24 protein-coding genes and 1 pseudogene are annotated in these 26492 nt (G+C 72.2%); 15 read left to right on the top strand and 10 right to left on the bottom strand.

The features are described from left to right. Window positions 1–350: 350 nt before the first annotated feature. The gene (locus BM242_RS18955) at window positions 351–608 is read left to right on the top strand and encodes a ribbon-helix-helix domain-containing protein (protein ID WP_093840056.1); all 258 of its coding nucleotides are present in this window, start codon (window positions 351–353) and stop codon (window positions 606–608) included. Then, on the top strand, window positions 605–1039 hold the full coding sequence (locus BM242_RS18950) for a type II toxin-antitoxin system VapC family toxin (protein ID WP_093840055.1): 435 nt from the start codon (window positions 605–607) through the stop codon (window positions 1037–1039). Before BM242_RS18955 ends, BM242_RS18950 begins: the two co-directional genes overlap by 4 nt. Window positions 1040–1105: 66 nt before the next feature. Here BM242_RS18950 and BM242_RS18945 read toward each other — a convergent pair whose 3' ends face one another. Next, window positions 1106–1423 carry an Rdx family protein gene (locus BM242_RS18945; RefSeq protein WP_093840054.1) on the bottom strand — a complete coding sequence of 106 codons (318 nt, stop codon included), beginning with the start codon at window positions 1421–1423 and terminating at the stop codon, window positions 1106–1108. Window positions 1424–1611: 188 nt separating this feature from the next. Then, on the bottom strand, window positions 1612–1806 hold the full coding sequence (locus BM242_RS18940; RefSeq protein WP_093840053.1) for a hypothetical protein: 195 nt from the start codon (window positions 1804–1806) through the stop codon (window positions 1612–1614). Between the two features lie 244 nt (window positions 1807–2050). Here BM242_RS18940 and clpB point away from each other — a divergent pair, with 244 nt between their 5' ends. Then, the gene (gene clpB / locus BM242_RS18935) at window positions 2051–4669 is read left to right on the top strand and encodes an ATP-dependent chaperone ClpB (protein ID WP_093840052.1); all 2619 of its coding nucleotides are present in this window, start codon (window positions 2051–2053) and stop codon (window positions 4667–4669) included. 121 nt (window positions 4670–4790) lie between these two features. Then, on the top strand, window positions 4791–5372 hold the full coding sequence (locus tag BM242_RS18930; protein WP_093840051.1) for a YbjN domain-containing protein: 582 nt from the start codon (window positions 4791–4793) through the stop codon (window positions 5370–5372). Between the two features lie 66 nt (window positions 5373–5438). On the opposite strand, the gene BM242_RS18925 is transcribed toward BM242_RS18930, so the two are convergent. From BM242_RS18925 to BM242_RS18905, 5 genes are all read right to left on the bottom strand, one after another. Continuing rightward, a complete protein-coding gene (locus BM242_RS18925) occupies window positions 5439–6506 on the bottom strand; it encodes an ABC transporter ATP-binding protein (protein WP_093840050.1) in 1068 nt (355 codons plus the stop codon). Further along, on the bottom strand, window positions 6503–7741 hold the full coding sequence (locus BM242_RS18920; RefSeq protein WP_093840049.1) for an ABC transporter ATP-binding protein: 1239 nt from the start codon (window positions 7739–7741) through the stop codon (window positions 6503–6505). Before BM242_RS18920 ends, BM242_RS18925 begins: the two co-directional genes overlap by 4 nt. Then, a complete protein-coding gene (locus BM242_RS18915) occupies window positions 7741–8757 on the bottom strand; it encodes an ABC transporter permease (protein WP_093840048.1) in 1017 nt (338 codons plus the stop codon). Before BM242_RS18915 ends, BM242_RS18920 begins: the two co-directional genes overlap by 1 nt. A gap of 12 nt (window positions 8758–8769) precedes the next feature. Beyond that, window positions 8770–10281, bottom strand: coding sequence for an ABC transporter permease (locus tag BM242_RS18910; RefSeq protein WP_093840047.1), 1512 nt, complete (start codon window positions 10279–10281; stop codon window positions 8770–8772). A 244-nt stretch (window positions 10282–10525) separates the two neighbouring features. Beyond that, complete coding sequence (locus tag BM242_RS18905) at window positions 10526–12361, bottom strand: ABC transporter family substrate-binding protein (protein WP_093840046.1); 1836 nt, start codon at window positions 12359–12361, stop codon at window positions 10526–10528. Window positions 12362–12959: 598 nt separating this feature from the next. On the opposite strand from BM242_RS18905, the gene BM242_RS18900 reads away from it, so the two are divergent. The 10 genes and pseudogenes from BM242_RS18900 (at window position 12960) to BM242_RS18855 (ending at window position 22072) form a co-directional block, all read left to right on the top strand. Continuing rightward, window positions 12960–13472: a DUF2617 family protein gene (locus tag BM242_RS18900; RefSeq protein WP_093840045.1), complete on the top strand. Its 513-nt coding sequence runs from the start codon at window positions 12960–12962 to the stop codon at window positions 13470–13472. A 147-nt stretch (window positions 13473–13619) separates the two neighbouring features. Further along, a pseudogene (locus BM242_RS18895) lies at window positions 13620–14402 on the top strand (spermidine synthase); the annotation flags it as partial. Window positions 14403–14514: 112 nt separating this feature from the next. Continuing rightward, a complete protein-coding gene (locus BM242_RS18890) occupies window positions 14515–15624 on the top strand; it encodes an SRPBCC family protein (protein ID WP_093840044.1) in 1110 nt (369 codons plus the stop codon). Between the two features lie 28 nt (window positions 15625–15652). After that, complete coding sequence (locus BM242_RS18885; RefSeq protein ID WP_093840043.1) at window positions 15653–16525, top strand: aldose epimerase family protein; 873 nt, start codon at window positions 15653–15655, stop codon at window positions 16523–16525. Window positions 16526–16677: 152 nt separating this feature from the next. After that, a complete protein-coding gene (gene pyrE, locus BM242_RS18880; protein WP_093840042.1) occupies window positions 16678–17226 on the top strand; it encodes an orotate phosphoribosyltransferase in 549 nt (182 codons plus the stop codon). A gap of 139 nt (window positions 17227–17365) precedes the next feature. Continuing rightward, window positions 17366–18388, top strand: coding sequence for a class II fructose-bisphosphate aldolase (gene fbaA, locus BM242_RS18875; RefSeq protein ID WP_093840041.1), 1023 nt, complete (start codon window positions 17366–17368; stop codon window positions 18386–18388). A 104-nt stretch (window positions 18389–18492) separates the two neighbouring features. Then, window positions 18493–18924 (top strand): DUF3151 domain-containing protein, encoded by a 432-nt coding sequence (locus tag BM242_RS18870; RefSeq protein WP_093840095.1) that lies wholly within the window; start codon window positions 18493–18495, stop codon window positions 18922–18924. Between the two features lie 94 nt (window positions 18925–19018). Further along, window positions 19019–19912: a tryptophan 2,3-dioxygenase family protein gene (locus tag BM242_RS18865; RefSeq protein ID WP_093840040.1), complete on the top strand. Its 894-nt coding sequence runs from the start codon at window positions 19019–19021 to the stop codon at window positions 19910–19912. Continuing rightward, the gene (gene kynU, locus BM242_RS18860; RefSeq protein WP_093840039.1) at window positions 19905–21176 is read left to right on the top strand and encodes a kynureninase; all 1272 of its coding nucleotides are present in this window, start codon (window positions 19905–19907) and stop codon (window positions 21174–21176) included. The genes BM242_RS18865 and kynU overlap by 8 nt, the downstream gene beginning before the upstream one ends. 77 nt (window positions 21177–21253) lie before the next feature. Further along, complete coding sequence (locus BM242_RS18855; protein ID WP_093840094.1) at window positions 21254–22072, top strand: alpha/beta hydrolase family protein; 819 nt, start codon at window positions 21254–21256, stop codon at window positions 22070–22072. A gap of 20 nt (window positions 22073–22092) precedes the next feature. Here BM242_RS18855 and BM242_RS18850 read toward each other — a convergent pair whose 3' ends face one another. The 3 genes from BM242_RS18850 to BM242_RS18840 all read right to left on the bottom strand — a co-directional run bounded on the left by BM242_RS18850 (window position 22093) and on the right by BM242_RS18840 (window position 24702). Further along, window positions 22093–23631, bottom strand: coding sequence for a hypothetical protein (locus BM242_RS18850; RefSeq protein ID WP_093840038.1), 1539 nt, complete (start codon window positions 23629–23631; stop codon window positions 22093–22095). A gap of 234 nt (window positions 23632–23865) precedes the next feature. Further along, window positions 23866–24447, bottom strand: a complete 582-nt coding sequence (locus tag BM242_RS18845) for a DUF6879 family protein (RefSeq protein WP_093840037.1) — start codon at window positions 24445–24447, stop codon at window positions 23866–23868. 3 nt (window positions 24448–24450) lie between these two features. Next, a complete protein-coding gene (locus BM242_RS18840) occupies window positions 24451–24702 on the bottom strand; it encodes a hypothetical protein (RefSeq protein ID WP_245834271.1) in 252 nt (83 codons plus the stop codon). 403 nt (window positions 24703–25105) lie between these two features. On the opposite strand from BM242_RS18840, the gene BM242_RS18835 reads away from it, so the two are divergent. Beyond that, on the top strand, window positions 25106–26401 hold the full coding sequence (locus BM242_RS18835; protein ID WP_093840036.1) for a lipase family protein: 1296 nt from the start codon (window positions 25106–25108) through the stop codon (window positions 26399–26401). Window positions 26402–26492 lie beyond the last annotated feature (91 nt).

Here is a 26492-nt window from a genome sequence, read left to right as displayed (position 1 = left end):
GGGGACTGCCCCAGAGCGTGTGCTTCTTTCAACTTCCCCGTTTCACACTCCGGTTGGAAAGATTCCTACCGCTCCTGCTCCGCGACGGGTCCGATGTCTCCGGACATGCTGTCCACTCGACGCCGCAGGTTTCGGGTGCCAGCCAGGCCCGGCGGACCTTGACCGCTGGCCCGCGCGCACATGGAGGTCGGGGGCGACGGCCCGAAGGATGCCGACGGCCCCGGTGGTGCGGTCGCGGACCCGCGCGGAACATTGCAGGACGCCATGGCGGGACCGGGCGGGCAAGGGGCAGCAGCGCCGGGTCACGTGCTTGCGTGCGACGGCATGTATGGCAGGGCTACCATATACGCATGACTCTGAAGCGGACCACGGTGTATCTGGACGAAGCCGATCTTGCCGAACTCAAGCGCGCTGCTGCCCGGGAGAAGGTCAGTGAGGCGCAGATACTGCGTGAGGGAGTGCGGCTCGCCATCGCGCGATACCGGGTCTGGGACGAGCCCGTGGATCTGCCGGTCTTCGAGAGCGGTGATCCCGCGTTCGCCGAGCGGGCCGACGAGATGCTGCGGGACAGCGGATTCGGTGCCTGGGAAGAGGACCGGGCGTCGTGATCGTGGTCGCCGACACCTCAGGGATCATCGCCTCGGTCGACCGGAGCTCTGCCGATCACACCGGTGCCCGGAGAGTGATGGACACAGCGGGGCTGGTGGTGATCCCACCGCCTGTTCTCGCGGAGCTGGATCACCTGGTGGGCAGCCGTTGGGGGAAGGAGGCGTCCGGGACCCTGCTCGACCGCCTTCTCGGCGAGGTCCGCAGGGGCAGGTACGCCCTGGCGGATGCCGGGCTCGAGGTGCTGCAGGAGGCTCGGCGGGTACAGCGGCGCTACCGCGAGCTGCGGCTGGATCTCTGCGATGCGGTAGTGGTGGCTCTGGCCCGGGAGTACGCCACCGACATGATTCTCACACTCGATCGCAAGGACTTCCGCACCCTGCGTCCGCTGTCCGGGCCGCTGGCTTTCCGGCTGCTTCCTGACGACCTGTGAGTGCGGCCAACGCGCGGCCCGGTGCGTTCGCCGTGCTGCCGGCCGCAGGGGCGGGGCCGTCGGCGGTCATGCCTCGGAGTGGCCGAGGGGGCGGCCCGGGGCGACCCGGTCGCGGATCAGGCGCTTGACGACGGTCGGCTCGGGAAAGCCCTGGTCGCGCCGGTCCCACACCACCTCGCCGTTGACCAGGACGCGGAACACGCCGCCGGTGCCGGGGGCCAGGGCCACCTCCGCCAGCTCCGCCTCGAAGGTGCTGAGCAGTTCCTGGGCCAGCCAGGATGCCCGGGGCAGCCAGCGGCACCGCGTGCAGTACTCGATGCGCACCCGGTGCGCCGCGCTCTCCGCGTTCTCGGCGGCGCTCTCCGCTCCGGCTGTACCGGTCATGGCGCTGGTCCCCTCTCGTCCGTGGTCGCGGGCCGGCCACCCGGTCCGCGTTCATCCTCGCGCACCGCCGCACCGTCCCGCGGCTGTCAGGCGTTGCCCAGGGCGCGGGTGAGGGTGATGCGGATCAGCACGCGGCCGGGGTCGGGGGCGCGGGGTGCAGGGGATCGGCCGCGGGTGCCATCAGCGCATCAGAGGAAGTCGGAGGTCTCCAGGTCGAAGCCGAAGGGCTCGGGCAGCGGCAGCGGCTTGCCGAAGGGGACCCGGTACTCGGCCGCGTATCCCGTCCTCCGGGGGGAGCTGAACAGGGCGAGGAAGGTCTTGAGGCGGTCTGCCGACTGCGCCGATGAGTCCGACGCCGACTGGTGCGCGGCCGTGACAGGCATGGTGCCTCCTCGGGTGTGAGGAAGCCAGTGTGCCCAGCGGGCTGCATGTAGCCGGAACGATCTTCGGGAGAGTTCACCCGGAGGTGGCGTGACCGGGGAGGCGGGCTGACGGGAAACCGGCTTGAGTGAGTTAGACTCAGGTTTGTGGAGGGTAAGCCAGGCAGGGTCCAGGCGGGGCGGATGGACTGCCGGGCCGTCCCCGAGGGACGCTGCGGTCAGGATCGGCCAGGAGGAGATACCGCAAGTGAACGGTGAGCTGACCAATCGGAGCCGGGACGCGATCAGCGCGGCCAACAGCCGGGCGCTGACCGACGGTCATCCGGACATCACCCCGGCCCATCTGCTGCTCGCCCTGCTTCAGGGCCAGGACAACGAGAACATCCAGGACCTGCTGGCCGCCGTGGAGGCGGACCAGGCCGCGCTGCGCGCCGGCGCCGAGAAGCTGCTGGGCGGGCTGCCCCGGGCCCAGGGCGCGTCGCTGTCCAAGCCGCAGCCCAACCGTGAGCTGCTGGCCGTGCTGGCGGACGCCGCCAAGCGCGCCAGGGAGCTGGGGGACTCCCATGTCTCCACCGAGCATCTGCTGATCGGCCTGGCCGCGCAGGGCGGCCGGGCCGGGGAGCTGCTGCGCGCCCAGCAGGCCACCGCCACGAGGCTGGCCGAGGCGTTCCAGCGGGCGCGCGGCGGGCGCCGGGTGACCGGCCCGGACCCGGAGGGCACCTACAAGGCCCTGGAGAAGTTCGGCACCGATCTCACCGCCGCCGCCCGCGAGGGCCGGCTGGACCCGGTGATCGGCCGCGACCAGGAGATCCGGCGGGTGGTCCAGGTGCTCTCCCGCCGCACCAAGAACAACCCGGTGCTGATCGGCGAACCGGGCGTCGGCAAGACCGCCGTCGTCGAAGGGCTGGCGCAGCGCATCGTCAAGGGGGACGTGCCGGAGTCGCTGCGCGACAAGCGGCTGGTCTCCCTCGACCTCGGCGCCATGGTGGCCGGCGCCAAGTACCGGGGCGAGTTCGAGGAGCGGCTCAAGACCGTGCTGGCCGAGATCAAGGACAGCGACGGGCAGATCGTCACCTTCATCGACGAGCTGCACACCGTGGTCGGCGCCGGGGCCGGCGGGGACTCGGCCATGGACGCGGGCAACATGCTCAAGCCGATGCTGGCCCGCGGCGAGCTGCGGATGGTCGGCGCCACCACCCTGGACGAGTACCGGGAGCGGATCGAGAAGGACCCGGCGCTGGAGCGCCGCTTCCAGCAGGTGCTGGTGGCCGAGCCGGACGTCGGGGACACCATCGCCATTCTGCGCGGACTCAAGGGCCGCTACGAGGCCCATCACAAGGTGCAGATCTCGGACAGCGCGCTGGTCGCCGCCGCCGCGCTCTCCGACCGCTACATCACCTCCCGCTTCCTGCCGGACAAGGCCATCGACCTGGTGGACGAATCGGCGTCCCGGCTGCGCATGGAGATCGACTCCTCCCCGGTGGAAATCGACGAGCTGCGGCGCAGTGTGGACCGGCTGAAGATGGAGGAGCTGGCGCTGGCCGGCGAATCGGACGAGAACTCCCGGCAGCGGCTGGACCGGCTCCGCCGCGAGCTGGCCGACCGCGAGGAGGAGCTGCGCGGCCTGACCGCCCGCTGGGAGAAGGAGAAGCAGGGCCTGAACCGGGTCGGCGAGCTCAAGGAGCGGCTGGACGAGCTGCGCGGGCTGGCCGAGCGGGCGCTGCGGGACGGCGATCTGGAGACCGCGGCCAAGCTCCAGTACGGGGAGGTCCCGCAGCTCGAACGGGAGCTGGCGGCGGCCTCGGAGGCGGAGGCGGCGGCCAAGGGCTCCCCGGCCGCCGCCGCGGCCAAGGACAAGCTGGTCAAGGAGGAGGTCGGGCCGGACGACATCGCCGATGTGGTGGCCTCCTGGACGGGCATCCCGGCCGGCCGGCTGCTGGAGGGCGAGACCGAGAAGCTGCTGCGCATGGAGGAGGCCATCGGCCGGCGGCTGATCGGCCAGGGCGAGGCCGTGCGGGCGGTGTCGGACGCGGTGCGGCGCAGCCGCGCCGGGGTGGCCGACCCGGACCGGCCCACCGGCTCGTTCCTCTTCCTCGGCCCGACCGGCGTGGGCAAGACCGAGCTGGCCAAGGCGCTGGCCGATTTCCTCTTCGACGACGAGCGGGCCATGGTCCGCATCGACATGAGCGAGTACGGCGAGAAGCACTCGGTGGCCCGGCTGGTCGGCGCGCCGCCCGGCTATGTCGGCTACGAGGAGGGCGGCCAGCTCACCGAGGCGGTCCGCCGCCGCCCCTACACGGTGGTGCTGCTGGACGAGGTGGAGAAGGCGCACCACGACGTCTTCGACATCCTGCTCCAGGTGCTGGACGACGGCCGGCTCACCGACGGCCAGGGCCGCACGGTCGACTTCCGCAACACCATCCTCGTCCTGACCTCCAACCTCGGCAGCCAGCATCTGCTGGAGCCGATCGAGACCCGGGAGCAGCAGCGGGAGCAGGTGATGGCCGCGGTGCGGGCCGCGTTCCGGCCGGAGTTCCTGAACCGGCTGGACGATGTGGTGATCTTCGAGGCGCTGACCGGTGCCGAGCTGGGCCGGATCGCCCGGCTCCAGATCGACGCCCTCCAGCGGCGGCTGGCCGACCGCCGGATCACCCTGGACGTGGCCCCCGAGGCGCTGCGCTGGCTGGCCGAGGAGGGCATGGACCCGGCCTATGGCGCCCGGCCGCTGCGCCGCCTGGTGCAGACGTCCATCGGCGATCAGCTCGCCCGGTCGATCCTCTCCGGAGAGGTCATCGACGGCGACACGGTGCGGGTGGCCGCCGCCCCGGGCGGCGGCGGACTGATCGTCGGCCGGGCGGCGGACTGACCGCGCCCGGCGGGCGGCGCGCGGGGCGCTCCGGGGCGATGTCCCGGGCGCCCCGCTGCGGTTTCGGGCGGAAGGGGGGATGGGGGAGGATGGAGATCTACCCGTATGAAGGGACCTTCCTGTGTCTATCGACCCGTCCTCGATTCCGAACTTCGGGGGCCAGCAGCCGAAGCCCGAGCAGCCGAAGAAGCCGACCCGCCCGGTGCTCCCGGACCAGGAGCTGGTGAAGCGGCTGCTGGACCAGATGAAGCTGAAGTACGTGGTGGACAAGGAGGGCGACCTGGTCGCCCCGTGGGAGAAGTTCCGCACCTACTTCATGTTCCGCGGCGAGGAGCAGCAGCGCGTCTTCTCGGTCCGGACCTTCTACGACCGGCCGCACGGCGTGGAGGACATCCCGCGCCTGCTGGAGACGGCCAACGAATGGAACCGCCGCACCCTGTGGCCCAAGATCTACACCCACACGCATGACGACGGCACGGTCCGGTTCATCGGCGAAGTGCAGATGATCATCGGCACCGGAGTGTGGCTGGACCACTTCCTGGCCTCCGCGGTGAGCTGGATCCGCGCCTCCATCGAGTTCGACAAGTGGGCCGTGGAACAGCTCGGCCTGGCCAAGGACGCCGACTCGGCGGTCCGCCCCGACGACAGCGGCGGTGAGGCCGGTGAGGCCGGCGGCGAGGCCGGTGAGAACAACGGGCAGTAGCCCGGACGCGAGGAGACCCCGGGCCGTTGTGACGTAACCCGGGGTCCCTCGCGCCGCGCTCCGGCGTCAGAGGATCTTGGTGTCGGCCTCCGCGAAGTGGCAGGCGACCGGGTGGCCCGATCCCCGGTCCACCAGTGCCGGCTCCTCGGTGGCACAGATCTCCTGGGCCTTCCAGCAGCGCGTCCGGAAACGGCAGCCGCTCGGCGGGTCGATCGGGCTGGGTACGTCGCCCGTCAGCACCGTCCGCCTGCGCTGCCGTTCTTTCTTGGGGTCCGCAAGCGGTGCCGCGGACAGCAGGGCCTGGGTGTAGGGGTGAGAGGGCCGCTCGTAGACGTCGTCGTGCGAGCCGGTTTCCACCACCTTGCCCAGATACATCACCGCGACCCGGTCCGAGATGTGGCGGACCACGGACAGGTCGTGCGCGATGAAGAAGTACGCCAGGCCCAGCTTGTCCTGGAGGTCCTCCAGCAGGTTCACCACACCCGCCTGGACGGACACGTCCAGCGCCGAGACCGGCTCGTCCAGCACCAGCAGCTTGGGCTCCAGCGCCAGCGCCCGGGCGATGCCGATGCGCTGCCGCTGCCCGCCGGAGAACTCGTGCGGATAGCGGTTGCCGTGCTCGGGGCCGAGCCCGACCATCCGCAGCAGCTCCGCGACCCGCGCCTTGCCGCCGTCGCGCCAGCGTCCCTGCACCTTCAGCGGCTCGGCGACGATGTCGTTCACCGGCAGCTTGGGGTTGAGGGAGGCCATCGGGTCCTGGAACACCATGCCCGCGTTGCGCCGCACCCGCTGCATGGCACGGCGGTCCAGGCCGGTGATCTCCTGGCCGTCGAACCGCACCGATCCGGCGGTCGGCTGGATGAGCTGGAGAATGGCCCGCCCGGTGGTGGACTTGCCGCAGCCGGACTCGCCGACCACGCCGAGGGTCTGGCCGCTGTCCACGCTCAGGCTGACGCCGCTGACCGCCTGCACCTGGCCGACGAGGCGGCGCAGCAGGCCGGAGCCGCGGATCGGGAAGTTCACCACCAGGTCGGTGACCTTCAGCAGCGGTTCGCGTTCCCCGCCGTTCCCGGTGGCGGTGGCCGTGGCCGTGGCCGGGGTGTTCTCCGGGGCCTTGGACAGGTCCGCTGTCATTGCCCCTCCTCGCTTTCCGTGGTGCCTTCCGTGGTCGTGACCGTCTGCCGGGCCGGAACGCCGTCCGCCGGCTCCGCCTCCCCCGCGGCGGCGGGCTCGCCGTCGGCGCGGAAGAACGCGGTGGGGTCGTCCGCCGCGGCGAGCCGGTCGCTGTGGTGACAGGCGGCCCAGTGGCTGTCACCGGCGGCCTCCAGCGCCGGCTCGCTCTCCCGGCACTCGGCGGTCGCCAGCGGGCAGCGCGGCGAGAACGGGCAGCCCGCCGGCAGCCGGATCAGCGACGGCGGGGTGCCCACGATCGGCCGCAGCCGCTCCTCGCCCTCGCCCTCCAGCGACGGCACGGAGCCGAGCAGACCGGCCGTGTACGGCATCCGCGGCGTGTAGAACACGTCGTCGGTGGAGCCGACCTCCACGGGCTTGCCGGCATACATCACCAGCGTGCGGTGGGCCATGCCGGCGATCACCCCGAGGTCGTGGGTGATCATCAGGATCGCCGCGTTGACCTCGTCCTTGACCTCCAGCAGCTTCTCCAGGATCTGCGCCTGCACGGTCACGTCCAGCGCCGTGGTGGGCTCGTCCGCGATGATCACGTCCGGGTCGTTGATGATCGCCATGGCGATCATCACCCGCTGCCGCATGCCGCCGGAGAACTCGTGCGGATAGGCCCGCAGCCGCCGCTCCGCCTGCGGGATGCCGACCAGGTCCAGCATGTGCCTGGCCTTGGCCAGCGCCTGCCTGCGGGGCACCAGATGGTGCGCCAGTACCGCCTCGGCGAGCTGGTCGCCGACCGTGTGCACCGGGTTGAGCGAGGTCATCGGGTCCTGGAAGATCATCGCGATCTTCTCGCCGCGCAGCGCCCGCTGCTCCTTGGCGCGCATGGCCAGGATGTCCTTGCCCCGGAACAGGATCCGGCCGCGGATCCGGGCGTTCTTGGGCAGCAGGCCCATGATCGCCATGGAGGAGACGGACTTGCCGGAGCCGGACTCGCCGACGATGCCCAGCACCTCACGGGCGCGCAGCGTGTAGTCCACCCCGCGCACCGCCTTGACCAGGCCGTCGTCGGTGGGGAACTCGACGGTGAGGTTCTCGACCTTGAGCACCTCCTCGTCCAGCGGAGGCTTGGAGTCCGCCAGGGTGTAGGCGGTGTGCACCTCCTCGGCGCCGCCGTGCAGCATGCCGTCGGGCTCGCCGTGGATGTCCGGCGCCGTGGTGTCCAGTGGTGGTGGTGTGATGCCCATCAGTCACGCACCCTGTTCTGTCGGGGGTCGAAGGCGTCCCGCAGCCCGTCGCCGATGAAGTTCACCGACAGGGCGATGGCGATGATGAAGATGCCGGGCCAGTAGAACAGCCAGGGCCGGGTCACCATGGCGGTCCGGTACTCGTTGATGATCCGGCCCAGCGAGGTGTCGGGCGGCTGCACGCCCATGCCGAGGAAGGACAGCGCGGACTCCAGCAGCACCGCCGCCGAGATCGCCAGCGTCACCGAGACGATGATGATGCCGATCACGTTCGGCAGGATGTGCTTGACGATGATCCGGGCCGCCGAGGTGCCCACCGAGCGGGCGGCCTCGATGAACTCCTTCTCCCGGATGGACAGCACCTCGCCGCGCACCAGCCGGGCCACCTGGGTCCAGGTCACCAGCCCGAGCACCAGGCCCAGCACCGCCACGCCCTTGTTGCCCCACATCACGGCCACCATGGCGGCGAACAGGATGGTGGGGATGGTGATCATCACGTCGGTGATGCGCATCAGCACCGACTCCAGCCGGCCCCGGAAGAAGCCGGCCGCCGCTCCGATCAGGGTGCCGGTGACGGTGGCCACGACGCCCGTGATGAAGGCGATCAGCAGCGAAATCTGGGTGCCGCGCATGGTCAGGGCGAAGTAGTCGCGGCCGATGTTGTCCTGGCCGAAGGGATGTTCGCCCAGGTGCATGCCGCCGCCGCCGAGGAACTCCGGCACCACGGAGAGGGTGGGCCGGCCCCGGTTCACCAGGTCGGCGGAGTTGACGTAGTTCTTGTCCCACCAGCCGGGGATCGGACCCAGCCCGATGGAGCTGATGGAGAGCACCACCACGAAGCCGAGCAGGAGCATGCCCGCCACCGCGCCCTTGTGCCGCAGGAACCGACGCAGGATGAGCTGGCTCTGCGTGCGGGCCTTGATGTCCAGGCCCTGTGCCGCATCGCTGTCGGCCGGGGGGCGGGGATCGCCCGGGGTGACCGTGTGCGTCCCCGCGCTCTGAGCTGTCTGTGCCATGTCGAACTCCTCCTAGGACAGACGGATGCGGGGGTCGAGGTAGGCGTAGGCGATGTCGGCGATCATGTTGAACACCACCACCGCGCCGCCGGAGATCAGGAAGAACGCCATGATCGGGTTGGGATCGCGTTCCTGGATGCCGCCCAGCAGCAGCGATCCCATGGCCCGCCAGCCGAACACCGTCTCGGTCACCACCGCGCCGCCGAAGACCGTGGCGATGTCGTAGGCGACCAGGGTGGTGATCGGGATCAGGCCGTTGCGGAACGCGTGCCGCAGGATGACCGCGCGCTCCGGCAGGCCCTTGGCCCGGGCGGTGCGCACATAGTCCTGGTTCATGACCTCCAGCATGGTGGCCCGGCTGTACCGGGAGTAGGACGCCAGGGAGACCAGCACCAGCGCCATGGTGGGCAGCGCCAGATGGGTCAGGCTGTCCAGGTTGTGTTCCCAGTAGGTCCCGTCGTAGTTGGGGGTGCTGGGGCCGATGGTGGCGATGGGGCGGCCGTTGACCGAGTCGCTGTAGGCGGCGAACGACCACAGCAGCCGGTCCATGAAGATCACCATCGCGGTGGCCACGGCCGTGCACAGCGAGGCGGTGATGGCGGGCCGGCGGAACAGCTCGCCGCCGACGAACCAGCCGACACCGGCCGCGATGGCCAGGGCCAGCACCAGCAGCCCGATCACCACGATCGGGTACGGGTTCTCCAGCACCCCGCGGAACGCCACCGAGGAGAGGATGCCGATCACCGCGGTGATCACCGCGGACTTCATCACCGGGTTCCACTCCAGCGCGCTGAACAGCACCGAGAAGCCCAGTGCGGCGGCCAGCGCGGTGAGGGCGATGACCCCGATGCCCAGGCCCGGATTGGCGAACCAGCCGGTGGCGGACATCACGGCCAGGGCCACGGCCGTCGCCGCCGTGGTGCCGCCGAAGGCGATCAGCCGGGTGCGTCGGTCCGTGACCAGCAGGGAGGCGAAGAAACCGCCGATCAGCAGGGCGATCAGGGCGATCACCCACCAGGCGATGGTGGGGTCGGCCAGCCAGTTGTTGAACTCGATCGCCGCGAATTCCTTCAGCAGCGAACCCACCCAGAACAGCGGGAGGGAGAAGAACACGAACGCGCTGAAGGTGACGGTCAGGTCCAGCGAGCTGTACTGGCGCAGGGCGGAGATGACTCCGAGCGCCACGCCCAGCACGATCGCCAGGATGGTGGCGCCGAGCACGAGCTGCAAGGTCGCGCCGAGCGCGTCCTCCAGGGTGGCGTTGATCTGGATGCCGTCCCGGTCCGTTCCGAGATCCCATCGGAAGGCACCGGCCAGCCAGAGGAAATAGCGGACGATGACGGGTTTGTCCAGATGCATCCGCTCGGTCCGCTCGGCGATGGCGTTCTCGCGGCGGTTGGCGGGGAGCTCCCTCAGGTCGGCAAGGGGGTCCCCGAGGTTGGCGGCCATGACGTAGACCAGTGCCGTCGCCGAGAAGAAGACGAACACCGAGACGATCAGCCGCCGCACGATAAAGACAAGCATGTCGCTGACTCCGGAATGGTCAGGAAGCGGGACCCGCCGAAGGCACTGTCCGGCCGGTGGGCCGGGCGGCCCGGTCGCGCGGTGGCGCGGCGACGCCGGGGGTGCGGACCTACGCGGAAGGCGGGGCCGGGGAGTTGAGGCTTCCCCGGCCCCGCACTTCGCTATGTGTCAGGCCGTGTCCGGCACCGCTCGGGCGGCGCGGCGTACCGCGGACCGCCGTGGGCGGGCATGACTTCCGGTCGGATTACTCCTCGACGGTCCACTTGTGCATGGAGGCGGCGAAGTTGTCCTGGGTGGCGTTGGCTTCGACACCCTTCACGGAGTCGGAGAAGGCCAGCAGGCCCGGGTGGGCGAACAGCGGGATGGTGGCCACGTCCTCCCAGAGGATCTTCTCGACCTCGTTGATCAGCGGGAGCTGGGCGGCCGGGTCGACCGTCTCGTTGATCTCCGCGATCAGGTCGTCGACCTCGGGGTTGGAGTAGCAGCCGTTGTTGTTGCCCTTGCCCTCGGCGGAGCACTCGGTCGGCGTGGTGAAGGTGGAGGCCCAGCCGCTCACCTGCGGGGAGCCCAGCCAGGCGAACAGCGCCACGTCGTAGGTGTTCTGCGACAGGCCGCCGTCCGGGTCGAAGAAGTTGGCCTCGAAGTAGGGCTGGACGTCAAAGCCGGCCTGGTCGCAGGACTCCTTGATCAGCTGCCAGGTGTCCTCGCGGCGCTTGTTGTCGGCGATGGCGCCACCGCGGATCACGGTGCCGACCGCGTCGGCCTCCTCCAGCAGGGCCCGGGCGGCCTCGATGTCCGGCTCGGCGTACTCGGCCGGGAAGGCGTACTCGACGGACTCGGCGTACTCCGCCTGGAACGGCGAGATGGTGCGCACGTCCTGCGGCTGGGCCTCGGCGGCGATCGGCTGGATCAGCCGCTCGACGATCTGCTGGCGCGGCACACAGAGCGCGAAGGCCTCGCGCAGCCTCGGGTCGTCGGCGAGCGAGCCGCTGTCGAAGTTCAGGTCCAGGTGCTCGTAGACGAACTGGTCGAACTCGACCAGGGTCACGCCCTCCATGTTGGCGAGCTGGTCCTTGATGTCGGCGTCCGGCTGCGGCTGGATGACGTTGACGTCACCGTTCTCCAGCGCCTGCGGCTGCTCGGTGCCGGGCACCACGCGGAAGACGATCTCGGCGGCGCCGGGCGGGGTGCCCCAGTACTCCTCGTTCACGCCGATGGAGATGGACTCGCCCGGGGCGAAGTTGGTGATCGTGAACGGGCCGGAGGACGGCATCAGGGCCGCGTCGGGCATCGCGCCCTGGAACAGCCAGCCCTCGTTGAAGAAGTCACCGGCGGCCTTCAGGCCCTCGGCGTCGCCGTCCAGGATGGCCTGGGACATCTCGGCGGAGTCGGCGAAGCCGCCCTGCTCGGCCACGATGTGCGCGGGCATCATCGGGTAGCCGTTGCTGGGGCCGTTGGACTCCCAGTCGGCGAACGGCTTGTCGTAGACCAGGGTGAAGGTCTTGGCGGCCGGGTCCTCGCAGACCGGGGTGGTGACGTCCTCCACACCGTCGGTGCCGACCACGGAGAAGACGGGGGTCTCCTGGACCTCCTTCTCGCCGGTGGGCTCGCCGGTCTCCGGGTCCAGGACGTCGACCTCGCGCTCGACCGCCATGTTGCCGCTGTTCTGCGCCCACCACAGCAGGGCGTCGTCACAGGCGATCGGGTCGCCGTCGGACCAGGTGGCCTCCTCGGCGATGGTGTACTCGACGGTCAGCGGGTCGTCCGAGACCTTCTCGAAGGTGCCGAACTCCTCATTGCGCACGATCGAGCCGTCCGCACCGAAGTACCAGAAACCGGTGGTCACCCACTTGTTGACCATCGAGTTCTTGTACGAGTTGGTGGACGCCGTGGTGTCGTTGTACGAGTCGTATTCCTGGTCGTTGGCGACATAGATCGTGCCACTGGGACCGGACGCGGTGGTCGGGTCCTGGGTCTCGTCGTCGTCGCTGCTGCTGCCTCCGCCGCTGCACGCAGAGAGGGCGAGAGCCCCCCCGAGCGCCGCGGCGACCAGCTTCGACTTGGTGCCGAATCGGGTCATCTTCGGGCCTTCCGCGGTGTGATGACTTCGGGTGTGAAGTTGCCGGAAGCTTCCTCACTCGACGGCCCGGTAACAAGTGCGTTCGGGTGACCGTTGTCTACCCGAGATCCGAAACAGGCTGAGCTGTGATCAGCAATTAATGATATTTTGTGGCAAAAACGGACAAACGGCAAGCCTTGGTCAGTGGTTACCGTGCATTACCGTCCGTAATCCGGGCGGATTTCATGGGTGTGTCCGCATGTCGCTTTCTCGGCTTGCCGTCGTCCCGGCCCCGGGGCGTCCCGGCCGCGTCGCGGACCCGTTCCGATCCTGTCCGCGGACGGTCACCGGTATGCCGCCCGCGGTTTCCGTCCGGCGGGCCCGCGGGGGCGGCGGGGCGTCGGCTGGGCGTCGGCTGGGGCGTCGCGGCCCGGCGCGCACGGCACGCGAACGGCAAAGGTGTGAACATGTGACCCAGCCTGTCCCCGGAGGGTGGGAAACCCGGCCAACTTGGGTAAAAACGCTGTGGGGGTGGCGAGTTCCGTGATTCGGTGAACACATTGCAATCCGGCGGGGCCGGCCGGAAACACTTCCACTGCCTGCATGCGGGAGCCGTCCCATGCTCACCACCATTCACACCGCCTACTCCGACACCCGGGCCGACGACCTCGCCTGGGCCCTCGGCCGGGAGCCCCTGCCCTATCTGGCCTCGCTCGATCTCGACCTCGGCGGCGCACGCGTCCGGCTGCGGGTCCTCGGCGCCTCCCACCAGGTCCTCCTCGACAGCGGGGACGGGAGCTGCTCCGAAACGGTGGCCTGCATGCCCGGCAGCCGCACCCCGCTGCCGCTGGGCGTGTCGAAGAGTCTTGGGGCGTTCGAGTATGAGTTCGCAGCGCATGTGGAGAGACTCGCGCCGGGATCGTTCGCCGGCCGGGCCCAGGAACTGCTCGCGCTGGTTGCCGATCATCCGCACGGACTGGCCGGGACCTTCCCCGGCGAGCCGCACGCCTTCACCGCGCTGCTGGCCCAGTGCCGCGGCGGCCAGGTGCACTGGCGGACCTGGCACGCCTACCCGCAGGAGCACCGCCTGGTCTTCACCCGGACCCGGATCATCGTGCGGCGCGAACTCTAAACGTTGTCGCGGTGATTCCTCGGTGGCGTGCCCCTGCGCCACTCCCGTGGGTGACACAGTCCCGTCATGCACTGACGTACCGTTCGCCACATGATCGACTCGACCGAGGTCCCGGCGGGCCGTGCCGCCGCGGGGCGCTCCGCCGCCATGGCGTCCGCCGGAGACCCGGCGGGGGCAGCGGCGGGGCCGGGGACGGGGACGGGCGCCGGGGAGGACGACGGCCGGCCGCTGATCCTGCCGGTGCGGCCCGTGGTGGGGCGCTGGGTCGTGCTCAGCGCCGTCTTCGTCTGCGCGGCCTGCGGGCTGGTCTATGAGCTGGTGCTGGTGGCGCTGGCCGACTATCTGGTCGGCGACACCGTGACCCAGACCTCCGTGGTGCTGTCGCTGATGGTCTTCGCCATGGGCCTGGGCTCGCTGGGCGCCAAGCGGCTGCGGCTGCGGGCCTCACGCAACTTCGGCCTGATCGAGGCACTGCTGGCCCTGGCCGGCGGCGGATCGGCGATCGCGCTGCACGCCTGCTGGCTGTGGTTCGGCGAGGTGCGGCCGGTGCTGTTCGGCTGCGCGCTGGCCATCGGGGTGCTGATCGGCGCGGAGATGCCGCTGCTGATGACGTTGATCCAGCGCATCCGCAAGCAGGACCCGGGCGGCGCGGTGGCGGATCTGTCCGCCGCGGACTATGTGGGCGCGCTGCTGGGCGGGCTGGCCTTTCCGTTTCTGCTGCTGCCGTTCCTCGGGCGGCTCAATGCGGCTCTGCTGACCGGGGTGGTCAATGTGCTGGCGGGCGGCGCGGTGGTGCTGTGGCTGTTCCGCGGCGACCTCGGCGGGCGGGCCCGGCTGTCGCTGTTCGCGGTCAACACGGCGGTGGCGGGCGCGCTGATCACCGGTGCCCTGCTGGGCGGCCCGCTGGAGGCGGCCACCGCCCGGGCCGTGGAGGACCGGCCCGCCGCCGAAACCGCCCGCTGAGATCCGCGGGCCCGCATCGCCCGGGACAAACGTTCCGCAACGGTGGGGAAGCGGGCGCCCAGTGGGTAGAGTCCCGCGCATGGAGCACGAGGTCTACGTACCGCATCCCGCCGGCGCCGTGCGGGCGGTCTTCGCCGCGCCGGAACGTATCGCCACCTGTGTGCCGGGCTTCCAGCCGGAGCCCGCAAAGGAAACGGCGGCCGACGCGGCAGCGGGCCAGGACCCCGCGGCCCTGGCGGGCCGGCTGCGGCTGCGGATCGGCGGCTCCACCATCACCTACCGCGGCGTGCTGCGCCTGACGGCGCACGGCGAGGGCTTTCTGGTCGACGCCACCGGCGAGGAGTCGCGCGGCAACGGCCGGGTGCGGCTGACGCTGACCGTGGTGCCCCGCCCGGTCGCCGACGGCAGCGGGACCACGCTGGCCTTCGCCGGCGTCCTGGAGGACGCCCGCGGCCGGATCGCCGAGTTCGACGCGGCCCGCCGCGAGGCGGCCGGGCGCCGCCTGCTGGACCGCTTCACCGAATCCCTCCTCCCGCTGATCAGCGCACCCCCCACGCCGGACGGCACCGCGGCCCCGGCGTCGCCGGGCACCGGTGAGCCGGGGGACGCCGCGGAGGACGAGCCGCGCGGGCTGGGGCTGGCGGACGACAACGAGCCGGCGATCCCCGGGATTCCCGCACCGGACAGCGGTGAGGACACCCCGCCGCCGGTCCTCGACACCGAGGCACCGCCCGCCACCCCGGACCCGGACGCCGGCGAGCCCCGGGAAGCCGAGGACGGGAACGGCGGTCACGACGGCAACGGCGGGAACGGCGGGAACGGCGGGAACGGTGAGCAGGAAGCCGCCGAGGCGGTCGAGGCGGTCGAGGCGGTCGAGGCGGACGAGGAGGAGACCGAGGACGACCTGGCGGGCTACGACGCCGTGGAGGGCCTCCACGACGGGCTTCAGGACGATCTCGAAGGCGATCTGGAGGACGAGCTGCCCGAGGCCGACGCCGCGCGCCGCGCCATGATCGGCCGCAGCGCCGAGGAGGTCGACCACGCCCCGCCGCGCGGGCGCTACGCACCCGTCCCCGGCCCCGGATCGTCCACCTCCCACCGCTCCACGCTGCGCTGGGCGGCACCCGTGGCGGCCCTGGCCGTCGCCTCCGCCGTGGCCGTCACCCGCGCGCTGCGGCGCCGCCGCTGACCTCACTCTCCGAAAACAGCGCTGGTCAATGCGGTGTAGACCGAATCGTTATCATCGTGTCGTGACCACTCCACAACAGACCGAGCGCGGTGTGCGACTCCACGCGGCCGACGCCGAGCTGACCGTACTGCCCGACGAGGGCTGCCGGATCTCCTCGCTCCGTACGGGCGGCACCGAGCTGCTGCGCCAGGGCGACGACTTCGGCTCCTTCCTGATGGTGCCCTGGTGCGGCCGGACCCGGAACGGGAGGTTCCGCAACGGAGAAACCTTTCACCAGCTCCCCAACGACGGTGCGGCCGCACCGCACGCCATGCACGGAACCGTGCGTGAGCAGCCGTGGAAGACGGTGAGCGCGGAGCAGCGCAGCGCCGCATTTGTGTGCGACCTCGGCGACCCCTGGCCCTATCCCGGCCGGGTCACCCAGCTCGTCGAGCTGGCCGAGGACGGCTCCGCCGTCACCCTCACCCTGGGGGTGGAGACGGCAGGCCCCTCCTTCCCCGCCCAGGTCGGCTGGCACCCCTGGTTCCTGCGCCGCCTCAGCCCCGGCGGCCCGGACGCGGAGATCGGCTTCACCGCCGACTGGCAGGAGGAGCGCGGCGGGGACCACATCCCCACCGGAAACCGGATCGACCCCCGGCCCGGCCCCTGGGACGACTGCTTCGGCATGCCCGACGGCGTGCATGTCACCCTCACCTGGCCCGGCGAGCTGGCCCTGACCGTCACCAGCCCCTCCCCCTGGGTGGTGGTCTACGACATGCAGCCCGAGGCGATCTGCGTGGAACCGCAGTCCGGCCCGCCCGACGGCCTGAACTCGCACCCCCGGCTGGTCACTCCGCTGGAGCCGCTGGAGCTCTCCACCACCTGGAGCTGGCGCCCGGCCCCGGAGACGCAGACCGCATAACGGGCCCGGCGGCCCGGCGGCCCGGCGGCCGGCGGCAGGGAAGGCACGGGGAAGACACCGCCGGCGCGGGCGCCCGCCGCCGCCGGCCGGGCCGACCGCGCTCCGAGTCACCGGTGACCGGCGGCCCGGGTCCCGGCGCCTAGGCTGGCCCCATGAGCACGAGCACCGACACCCGCGCCGAGCTGCTGCGCCAGATCCAGGACAAGGCCGTCGTCCACGGCCGCGTGACGCTCTCCTCCGGCCAGGAGGCGGACACCTACGTGGACCTGCGCCGGATCACCCTGGACGGCACCGCCGCGCCCCTGGTCGGCCAGGTGATGCTGGACCTCACCGACGGGCTGGACTACGACGCGGTGGGCGGCCTCACCCTCGGCGCCGATCCGGTGGCCACCGCCATGCTGCACGCCGCCGCGGCACGCGGCGGGAAGCTGGACGCCTTTGTGGTCCGCAAGGCCGGCAAGGCGCACGGCCTCCAGCGCCGGATCGAGGGCCCGGACGTCGCCGGCCGGCGCGTGCTGGCGGTGGAGGACACCTCCACCACCGGCGGCTCGGTGCTCACCGCGGTGGAGGCGCTGCGCGCGGCCGGCGCCGAGGTCGTCGGTGTCGCCGTCATCGTCGAACGGGGCGGGGCCCCGGCGGTGGCGGCGGCCGGGCTGCCGTACTACGCCGCGTACCAGCTCGCCGACCTCGGCCTGGGCTGAGCATCCGGCCGCCCGGGAGGTCTGGGAGGATGGGCCCGACGATGATGTCATCCGACTCTCCCCTCCCGGCTCCCCGTCCTGAGAGCCGCAGGCCGCAGAGAGCCCGACCCTCATAGATACGCTTCGAAGGAGCGGACAGATGCCCATCGCGACACCCGAGGTCTACAACGAGATGCTCGACCGGGCGAAGGCAGGCAAGTTCGCCTACCCCGCCATCAACGTCACCTCGACACAGACCCTGCATGCGGCACTGCGCGGATTCGCGGAGGCGGAGAGCGACGGCATCGTCCAGATCTCCACCGGCGGCGCCGAGTTCCTGGGCGGCCAGTACAGCAAGGACATGGTCACCGGGGCGGTGGCGCTGGCCGAGTTCGCGCACGTGGTGGCCGCCAAGTACCCGGTCAATATCGCGCTGCACACCGACCACTGCCCCAAGGACAAGCTGGACGGCTATGTCCGCCCGCTGCTGGAGGTCTCGCGGGAGCGGGTGGCGGCCGGCCGCGAGCCGCTGTTCCAGTCCCACATGTGGGACGGCTCGGCCGAGACGCTCAAGGACAACCTGGAGATCGGCCAGGAGCTGCTCGCCCTCGCCGCCGCCGCGAAGATCATCCTGGAGGTGGAGATCACCCCGACCGGCGGCGAGGAGGACGGCGTCAGCCACGAGATCAACGACGAGCTGTACACCACGGTGGAGGACGCGCTGCGCACCGCCGAGGCGCTGGGCCTGGGCGAGAAGGGCCGCTATCTGCTGGCCGCCTCCTTCGGAAATGTGCACGGGGTGTACAAGCCGGGCAATGTGGTGCTCCGGCCCGAGCTGCTCAAGGACCTCCAGGAGGGCGTGGGCGCCAAGTACGGCAAGACCGCGCCGTTCGACTTCGTCTTCCACGGCGGCTCCGGCTCCACCAAGGAGGAGATCGCCACCGCGCTGGAGAACGGCGTGGTGAAGATGAACCTGGACACCGACACCCAGTACGCCTTCACCCGTCCGGTGGCGGACCACATGTTCCGCAACTACGACGGCGTGCTGAAGGTGGACGGCGAGGTCGGCAACAAGAAGACCTACGACCCGCGGAGCTGGGGCAAGCTGGCCGAGGCCGGCATGGCGGCCCGGGTGGTCGGGGCCTGCAAGGACCTGCGCTCGGCCGGTACCCGGCTGAAGTGATCCGGCGGTCCGGGTCCGGCTCCGCCCGCCGCCCCGGGCGGAGCAGGACCCGGACCGGGACCGGGCGGCGGCGGCCGGCCGCCCCTACCGGCAGACTGGACCCCATGGCCATCCATGAGAATCTGCTCGGGGGTCCGCCCCCGACCCACCTGCCGGACGACCCGGAGCCGCGCGAGGCCCTGGCGGCGGGCAAGGAGCCGGCCGAGGTCGCCGCCCGGTATCCGGCCTCCTCGCTGGCCTGGTCCCGGCTCGCGGACCAGGCCTTCGCGGCGGGCCGGGCGGTCGAGTCCTACGCCTACGCCCGGACCGGCTACCACCGGGGCCTGGACGCGCTGCGCCGCAGCGGCTGGCGCGGGCAGGGCCCGGTGCCCTGGGAGCACGAACCCAATCAGGGCTTTCTGCGCGCGCTGTACGCACTGGCCCGGGCCGCGCAGGCGATCGGGGAGACCGAGGAGTACGAGCGCTGCACCACCTTCCTGCGGGACAGCTCCCCGACCGCGGCCGAGGTGCTCACCGGCCCGCGGCCGTCCGCCTGACCGGTCCGTACCACCCGCACGATCCGAACCACCCGTACCACGCCCGGCGGCACCGGCGATCCCGGCGCCGCCGGGCTTCCCCCGGGAGACCGCAATGACGCAGTCACCACTGCCCACCCCCACGTCCACCCCCACCCCCGCCTCCGACCCCGGCACCGACCCGCATCTGGACTTCGCCGGCACCACCCCCTACGAGGACTACGTCAGGGCCGAGGTCCTCACCCACCTCCAGCACCCGCTCACCGACGAGCCGGGCGAGATGGTCTTCCTGGTGACCACTCAGGTGATGGAGCTGTGGTTCACGGTGATCGTCCACGAGTGGACCACCGCCGCCCACGCCCTGCGCCGGGACGAGCTGGGCACCGCACTGGCCGCGCTGGAGCGCTCCGGCCACGAGCTGAAGGCGCTCAACGCCTCCTGGGAGCCGCTCGCCCGGCTCACCCCCGCCGAGTTCAACGCCTACCGGGCGGCGCTCGGCGAGGGCTCCGGCTTCCAGTCCGCCATGTACCGGCGGATGGAGTTCCTGCTCGGCGAGAAGTCGGCCTCCATGCTGGTGCCGCACCGCGGCGCGCCGCGGGTGCACGACGAGCTGGCCAAGGCGCTGCACGAACCGAGCCTGTACGACGAGGCGCTGGCCTATCTGTCCCGGCACGGCCACGAACTGCCGGACGAGGTGCTGCACCGCGACCGCGGCCTGCCCCATGAGCCGCATCCGGCCGTGGAGGCGGCCTGGACCGCGGTCTACGCCGGCGATGCCCGGGACGGTTCCCCGGACGGTTCCCCGGACAACGGCCTGCTGCGTCTGGGGGAGGCCCTCACCGAGGTCGCCGAACTCGTCTGGCGGTGGCGCAACGACCATCTGGTGGCCACCCGGCGCGCGATGGGCGCCAAGCAGGGCACCGGCGGCTCGGCGGGCGTGGCCTGGCTGGAGAAGCGCGCCCGCAGAAGCGTCTTCCCCGAGCTCTGGACGGCCCGCAGCCATGTCTGACCGGCCTCTCACCCACCCCGGCGCCTCCGGCCCCGGCTCCGCCTGGGCGGCGGCGGCCCGGCTGGACGCCGCCGACCCCCTGGCCGGCCGCCGCCGCGCCTTCGTCCTGGACGACGACACCGTCTACCTCGACGGCAACTCGCTGGGCGCCCTCCCGGCCGCCGTTCCCGGACGGCTGGCCGAGGTGATCGGCCGCGAATGGGGCGAACTCCGCATCCGCTCCTGGACGGAATCCGGCTGGTGGACCGCGCCGCAGCGGATCGGCGACCGGATAGCCCCGCTGATCGGCGCCGCGCCCGGCCAGGTGGTGGTCGGCGACTCGACCAGCGTCAATGTCTTCAAGGCACTGGTCGGCGCGGTCCGGCTGGCCGAGGCCGACGACACCCGGGGGACCGCATCGCGCGGCACCGTCCGCGACCAGATCCTGATGGACGCCGGCACCTTCCCCACCGACGGCTATATCGCCGAGTCCGCCGCCCGGATGACCGGCCGCACCCTGGTCCCGGTGCCGGCCGGAGACCTGCCCTCGCTGGCCGGGCCCCGCACCGCCGCCGTGCTGGTCAACCATGTCGACTACCGCACCGGCGAACTGCACGGCCTGGCCGCGGTGACCGCCGCCGCCCATGCGGCCGGCGCGCCGGTGGTCGCCGATCTGTGCCACAGCGCCGGTGCGCTGCCGGTCAATGTGGACGCGCTCGGGGTCGACTTCGCGGTGGGCTGCACCTACAAGTACCTCAACGGCGGTCCGGGCGCCCCGGCATACCTCTATATCCGGGCCGAACACCAGGCGCGCTTCGACTCCCCGCTGCCCGGCTGGAACGGCCACCGGGAGCCGTTCGCCATGACCCCGGACTACCGGCCCGCCGAGGGGGCGGTGCGCGGCCGGGTCGGCACCCCGGACATCCTCTCCATGCTGGCCCTGGAAGCCGCGCTGGAGGTCTGGGACGGCGTGGACATCGCCGAGGTCAGGGCCAAGAGCCTGGCCCTGACCGACTACTTCCTGGCCCGGGTGGCGGCCCTCGCCCCGCCCGGCTCCCTCGTCCCGCTCACCCCCGCCGAACACGCCCGGCGCGGCAGCCAGATCTCGCTGCGCTGCGACGGGACCGCCGCCGTCATGGCCGAACTCGTCCGCCGGGGCGTGGTCGGCGACTTCCGCGAACCGGATGTGCTGCGCTTCGGCTTCACCCCGCTGTACACCGGCTTCACCGATACCGAACGCGCCGCCCGGACCCTGGCCGCGGTCCTGCGCGAGGGCACCCGGTGAACAGCGTCCCCGGCGGTGTCCCCGGCGGCGCCGCCTCGCCCGGCGGCGCGGCGGAAAGCGGGCGGGACGCGGCGGAGATGGCGGCACTGCTCGCCCTGCGGCCGGAGCCGCCCGACCGCACCCTGCGCTACGGCCCGCACCCCTCCCAGGTCATCGGCCTGTACGAGCCCCGGCCCGGCGGTACCGGTACTCCACCGGGGCCACCGGCCGGGCCGTGGCTTGTCGTCCTGCACGGCGGCTTCTGGCGGGAGGCCTACGACCGCACCCATCTCACCCCGTTCGCCGCCGCCCTGGCCGCCGCCGGCCGGCCGGTCGCCCTGGTGGAGTACCGCAGGGCCGGGGGCGGCGGCGGGCACCCGGAGACCTTCGACGACATCACCGCCGCGCTGTCCGCCCTGGCCGCCGACCCCACCGCGGCCGGCGACCGACCCCCGCTGCTGCTCGGCCATTCGGCCGGCGGCCAGCTCGCCCTGTGGGCGGCGGCCACCGCCGGCACCCCGCCCGGCGCCGTGCTGGCGGTGGCCGCCGTCTGCGACCTGGGCGCCGCCCACCGGCTCCGGCTGGGCGCGGGCGCCGTCGCCGGCTTCCTCGGCGATGACCTCGCCGGTTCGCCGCTGCTCGCCGCCCTCGACCCGCTGCGCCTGCCCGCCCCGCCCTGCCCGGTGACCCTGGTGCACGGCACGGCGGACGGCCAGGTCCCCCTCGCCCTCTCCGAGCGCTATGCCGCCGCCCACCGCGCCACCGGCAGCATCCGGCTCCACCCGCTCCCGGCCACCGGCCACTACGCCCCCGTCACCCCCGGCACCCCCGCCTTCCGCTCCCTCGCCGCCCTCCTCCCACCCGTCCCTCCCGTCCCACCTGTCCCTCCGGCCACCCCGCCACCGCACCGCACCTGACGGCCCGGCGCCGCCGCCTCTCACCCCGCCGCCCCTCCCGGACCGGAACCCGGAGCACGCGCGATCCGCTCCCGCATCTCCGCGGCCTGCGCCTCCTCCAGACCGGCGGAGAGCCGCGCCGCCTCCCGCCAGTGTCCGGCCGCCTCGGGCGAACCGAGCGCCTGGAGCGACTCGCTGATGCCGACCAGCGCCCGCAGCGTATTGCGCCGGTTGCCGAACTCCTCGAACGCCTCGCGGGCCGCCCGGTACAGCTCCAACGCCTCCTGGTGCGCCCCGACTTCGCCGCACGCCCGGGCGAGCGCGCAGGAGCCGAAGGCCACGCTCCAGGTGTCCCGGAGGCCGGTGAACAGCTCCACGGCCCGCCGGCAGCTCTCCCGTTCCCGGTCGTGCTCGCCCAGAGCGCACTGGCACTGGGCCAGGGTCAGCAGGGCCTGGCCCTCCCCGCGCCGCTCACCATGCGCCCGGAACACCTCGATGGACTCCTCGGTGGTGGCCAGGGCCTCGCCGATCGACCCCTGCCGGAGCTGCACGGTGGCGGTTCCGCGCAGCGCGAAGCCGGCGATCCAGCCGTCGCCCTCGGCCCGGCCCAGCCCGGCCGCCTGCCGGTAGGCGGCCAGCGCCTCCGGCAGCCGGCCCAGCAGCCACTGGGCGTCGCCCAGCCCCAGCCGGTTGCACGCCTCCCCGTAGCGGTCCCCGGCGGCACGGGCCGCCCGCAGGCCCAGCCGGTGCAGCTCCAGCCATTCGTGCCAGTAGTGCCGCAGCTCCCAGAAGCCGTACATCACCGCCGGGAGGCGCCAGGCCAGGTCGTACTGGCCGGCGCGCAGGGCCGTGCGCAGCGCGTCGAGCAGGGTGAGGCGTTCCCGCTCGAACCAGTCCATGGCCTGTTCCACGTCGCCGAAGGACAGCGGGGGCGGGGCCTGCGGATCGGCGGCCGGCAGCGGGACGCGGTGGAAGCTGGGAAGTATCACCCGGTGTCCGGCGGCCACCGTGTGCAGATACCAGCCGAGCACGCGGCGCAGCGCCCGGGTCCTGTGCTCCGGCGTCTCCTCCCGTTCGGCACACTCGGCGGCATAGGAGTGCAGCAGGTCGTGCAGGCGCAGCCGTCGGCCCGGGGCCCGCTGCACCAGGCTGGCCTGTACCAGCCGCTCCAGCGGCGGCCGGAGGTCCGCGGCCCGGCTGCCGGTGAGGGCGGCGACGGCGGACAGGCTCATCTCCGGGCCGGGATGCAGGCCGAGGAGCCGGAACATCCGGGCCGCCGCGGCCGGCAGGGAGCGGTAGGAAGTGGAGAACACCGCCCGCACATCGGCGAGTTCGTCGTCCGCGAAGCCCAGGGCGTCCAGCCGGTCGCGCTCGTCGGCGAGCTGCTCCACCAGTTCGGCGAGGGAGACCTCCGGCTGGTCATTGGCCTTTTCGGCCATGATGCGCAGGGCCAGCGGCAGATGGGCGCACCGCTCGGCCATGCGGGCGGCTGCCTCGGGTTCCGCCGCCACGCGGTCGGGTCCCATGATGCGGCCGAGGAGCTCCACCGACCGGCCGGGCGGAAGCGTGTCCAGGGTCATGCGTTCGGCTCCGTACCGTGCGCCGAGGCCGGCCATGCTGTTGCCGTGGCCAGGGCCAGTCCGGGAGGGCGTCGGCAGCGGACCGGCCCAGGGTGATGCCCCCGTGCACGGTGCCCGCCTGCACGGTGGTGCCCGAGGTGCCGCTCAACTCGTTCCGGGTGCCGCCGGCACCGCTCTCGCTCTCGCTTTCGCCGCCGGCGGCGGCGCGGGATGGACGCACCGGCGCCGCCGTGGTCAGGCCGGGCGGCCGGAGCCGCTGCTCAGCATCAGTTCGTCGAACCGCCGCGCATACTCCGGAAAGGGCGTCGATGCCGCCAGGGCGCGGTCCCGCCACCGGACGGCTTCCGCCACCGGTTCCGGGTCGTCCAGGGCCTCGGCCGAGACGAAGGTGCCGTCGGGGCCGTAGTTCATCAGGACCAGGCGGCGGGAGTCGAACAGCCAGAAATCCCGCCGGGGAAGCCCTTCGGGCCACTGCCCGGCCGGGACCGGGATGATGCGGACGTCCTCACCCGCCGCGACCGTGTGGCGGTACGACCAGAGGCATTCGAAGCGAGCGTAATCGGTGAGCGGTTCCTCCAGAATATGCACCCGCCGGAATTCCTTGCCGCGCCGGGTTCCCTCGCCGACTCGCCGCAGCCAGCCCTCCAGACCCGGAAACGTGCCGCGTGATTCACCGGCGAGGAACCGCTCGAATTCTGTTCGCTCGTAGGTGACATCGTATTTCTGGAGAGTCTCCAGCCGGAAGGCGGTGCGCTGGAATTCCGCGAAGTGGCTGCGGAATCCGGGGTCGCCGAGCGAGAAGAAGGTCCGGCGCATTGCTCAGTGCTCTCGGGTGTCTGGCGCGGTAAAGCGCCGGACGGCGCCGAGAATGACCTCTGCGGAGATCCGGACCGCGGTCTCACCGGGAAGGACGTTCCGCAGTTCGCCCGCGGTGGCCTCGTCCACCTGAGGCCCCTGGACAACGAATTCCCCATTGTCGGCCAGATAGACGCTGGGACAGCCCTCGCCGCCCGATTCGTCGTCCTTGTAGATCATCTGCAACTTCATTCCGGCGGCCCCCTTGATCGCCACTCGCTCATGCCGAGCAGTCGGTGGCCGGATCTTATGAGTGCGGCGGAAATCTTTCAAGGTTCTGTCGCTGATTCGAGCGGCGCATATGCCGCCGGTAGGCGCTAAGTCCGCAGCGGGCGCCCCGGGAGTGCGCATTTCATGGATTGTTGCACCGGCCGCGCATGTCACACGGCTTCTCCCGGGCCGGAGAACCGCCGCGCGGCGCGGAAACCGATGCCCCGCCGGACACAGCGAAATGGCCGGGCACGGGTGTCCGGAATCCTTCCCCGCCACACCGCCCGGGGGCCCGACGCGGACGGCGAGACCGGTGATCACGCCGATGCGGGCGCGCCGGGCGGCTCCCTACGGTGGCCCCTCCGGTCCGGTCACCCCACCCGCCTCAGCCATCCGGGAGCGAAGCACCATGCCCATCACCGCCCGACATCCGCTGCTCCGGCGCGCCGGGGTCCTGCTGGCCGGGGCGGCCCTGGCCGCCACCGCGCTCACCGCCACCGCCACCGCCACCGCCACCACCGCCACCGCCACCGCAACCACCGGCGCCCACAACGGGGCCGGGCCCGGGCCCGGCCCCGCCGCCGGTGCGTCGCCCGAGCGGCTGCCGCACGGCGGCCGGCAGAAGCGGCCCGGCGACCTCGTCAGCGCCGAGCCCAGCGTCTTCCGGCCCACCCCCACGACCACCGCCGAAGTCACCTCCTGGAAGATCACCTACCGTTCCACCGGCGCTCTCGGCCGGCCGAATGTGGTCTCCGGCACCCTGCTGGTGCCCGAGGACGGCGCGGGCGGGCCGGACCGCCCGCGTCCGCTGATCAGTTACGCGGTGGGCACGGTCGGCCTGGGCGACCAGTGCGCCCCGTCCGCCGGCTTTCCGTCCGGGACCACGGCCGAGGGCGGGCTGATCGCCCTGCTGCTGGCCCGAGGCTGGGCCGTGGTGGTGACCGACTACGAGGGCCTGGGCACCCCCGGCACGCACACCTACACGGTGGCCCGCTCGGCCGGCAAGGCCGTCCTGGACGCCGCCCGCGCGGCCCGCCGGCTGCCCGGCGCCGCCGGCCTGGGCATCACCGCCGACTCGCCCATCGGCCTGATGGGCTACAGCCAGGGCGGCCAGTCGGTGAGCTGGGCCGCCCAGCTCCAGCCGTTCTACGCCCCCGAGCTGGACATCGCCGGCACGGTGGCCGGCGGCACGCCGTCCCGGCTGCGGTTCTCCGAACTCCAGGAGGAGTCGCCCTACGGCGTGGCGTTCACCCTGATGTCTCTCATCGGCCAGGACGCCGCCTACCCCGGACTCCATCTGGACCGCTATCTCAACGAGACCGGGCGGGCGCTCGCCGCGCGGATGGCGGACGGCTGCCTCAACGAGAACATCGCCGCCGGTGCCGCGTACTCGCTTCCCGACATCACCACCTCCGACCCGGCGGACAGCCGCTACTGGCAGTTCCGGCTCGGCCAGCAGGACCTGGGCGGCATCGCGCCCCGGCACCCGGTGTTCGTCTACCACGGCGACGCCGACGTGCTGATCCCGCCGCAGCTCGGCCGCGAACTGGCGGACGCCTGGTGCACCCGCGGCGCCGCCGTCCGGACCGAGATCATCCCGGGCGCCGACCATCTGGGGGCCGTCCGGCCGGGCGCCCTGATGGGCGCCGACTGGCTCGCCGGCCGCTTCACCGGCACCCCCGCCACCGGCACCTGCACCACCTGACCACCCCCCGCCCCTGCCCACGCCCACGCCCTGCCCACGCCCCCGTCCTCCGGCCGCTGCCCCGCCCGGCAGCGGCCGGAGGGCCGGCCGC

The sequence above is a fragment of the Streptomyces aidingensis genome, assembly GCF_900112355.1.
Lineage (GTDB): Bacteria > Actinomycetota > Actinomycetes > Streptomycetales > Streptomycetaceae > Streptomyces > Streptomyces aidingensis.
The sequence above is the reverse complement of the archived record's forward strand: the minus strand, read 5'-3'. Positions and strand labels throughout refer to the sequence as shown.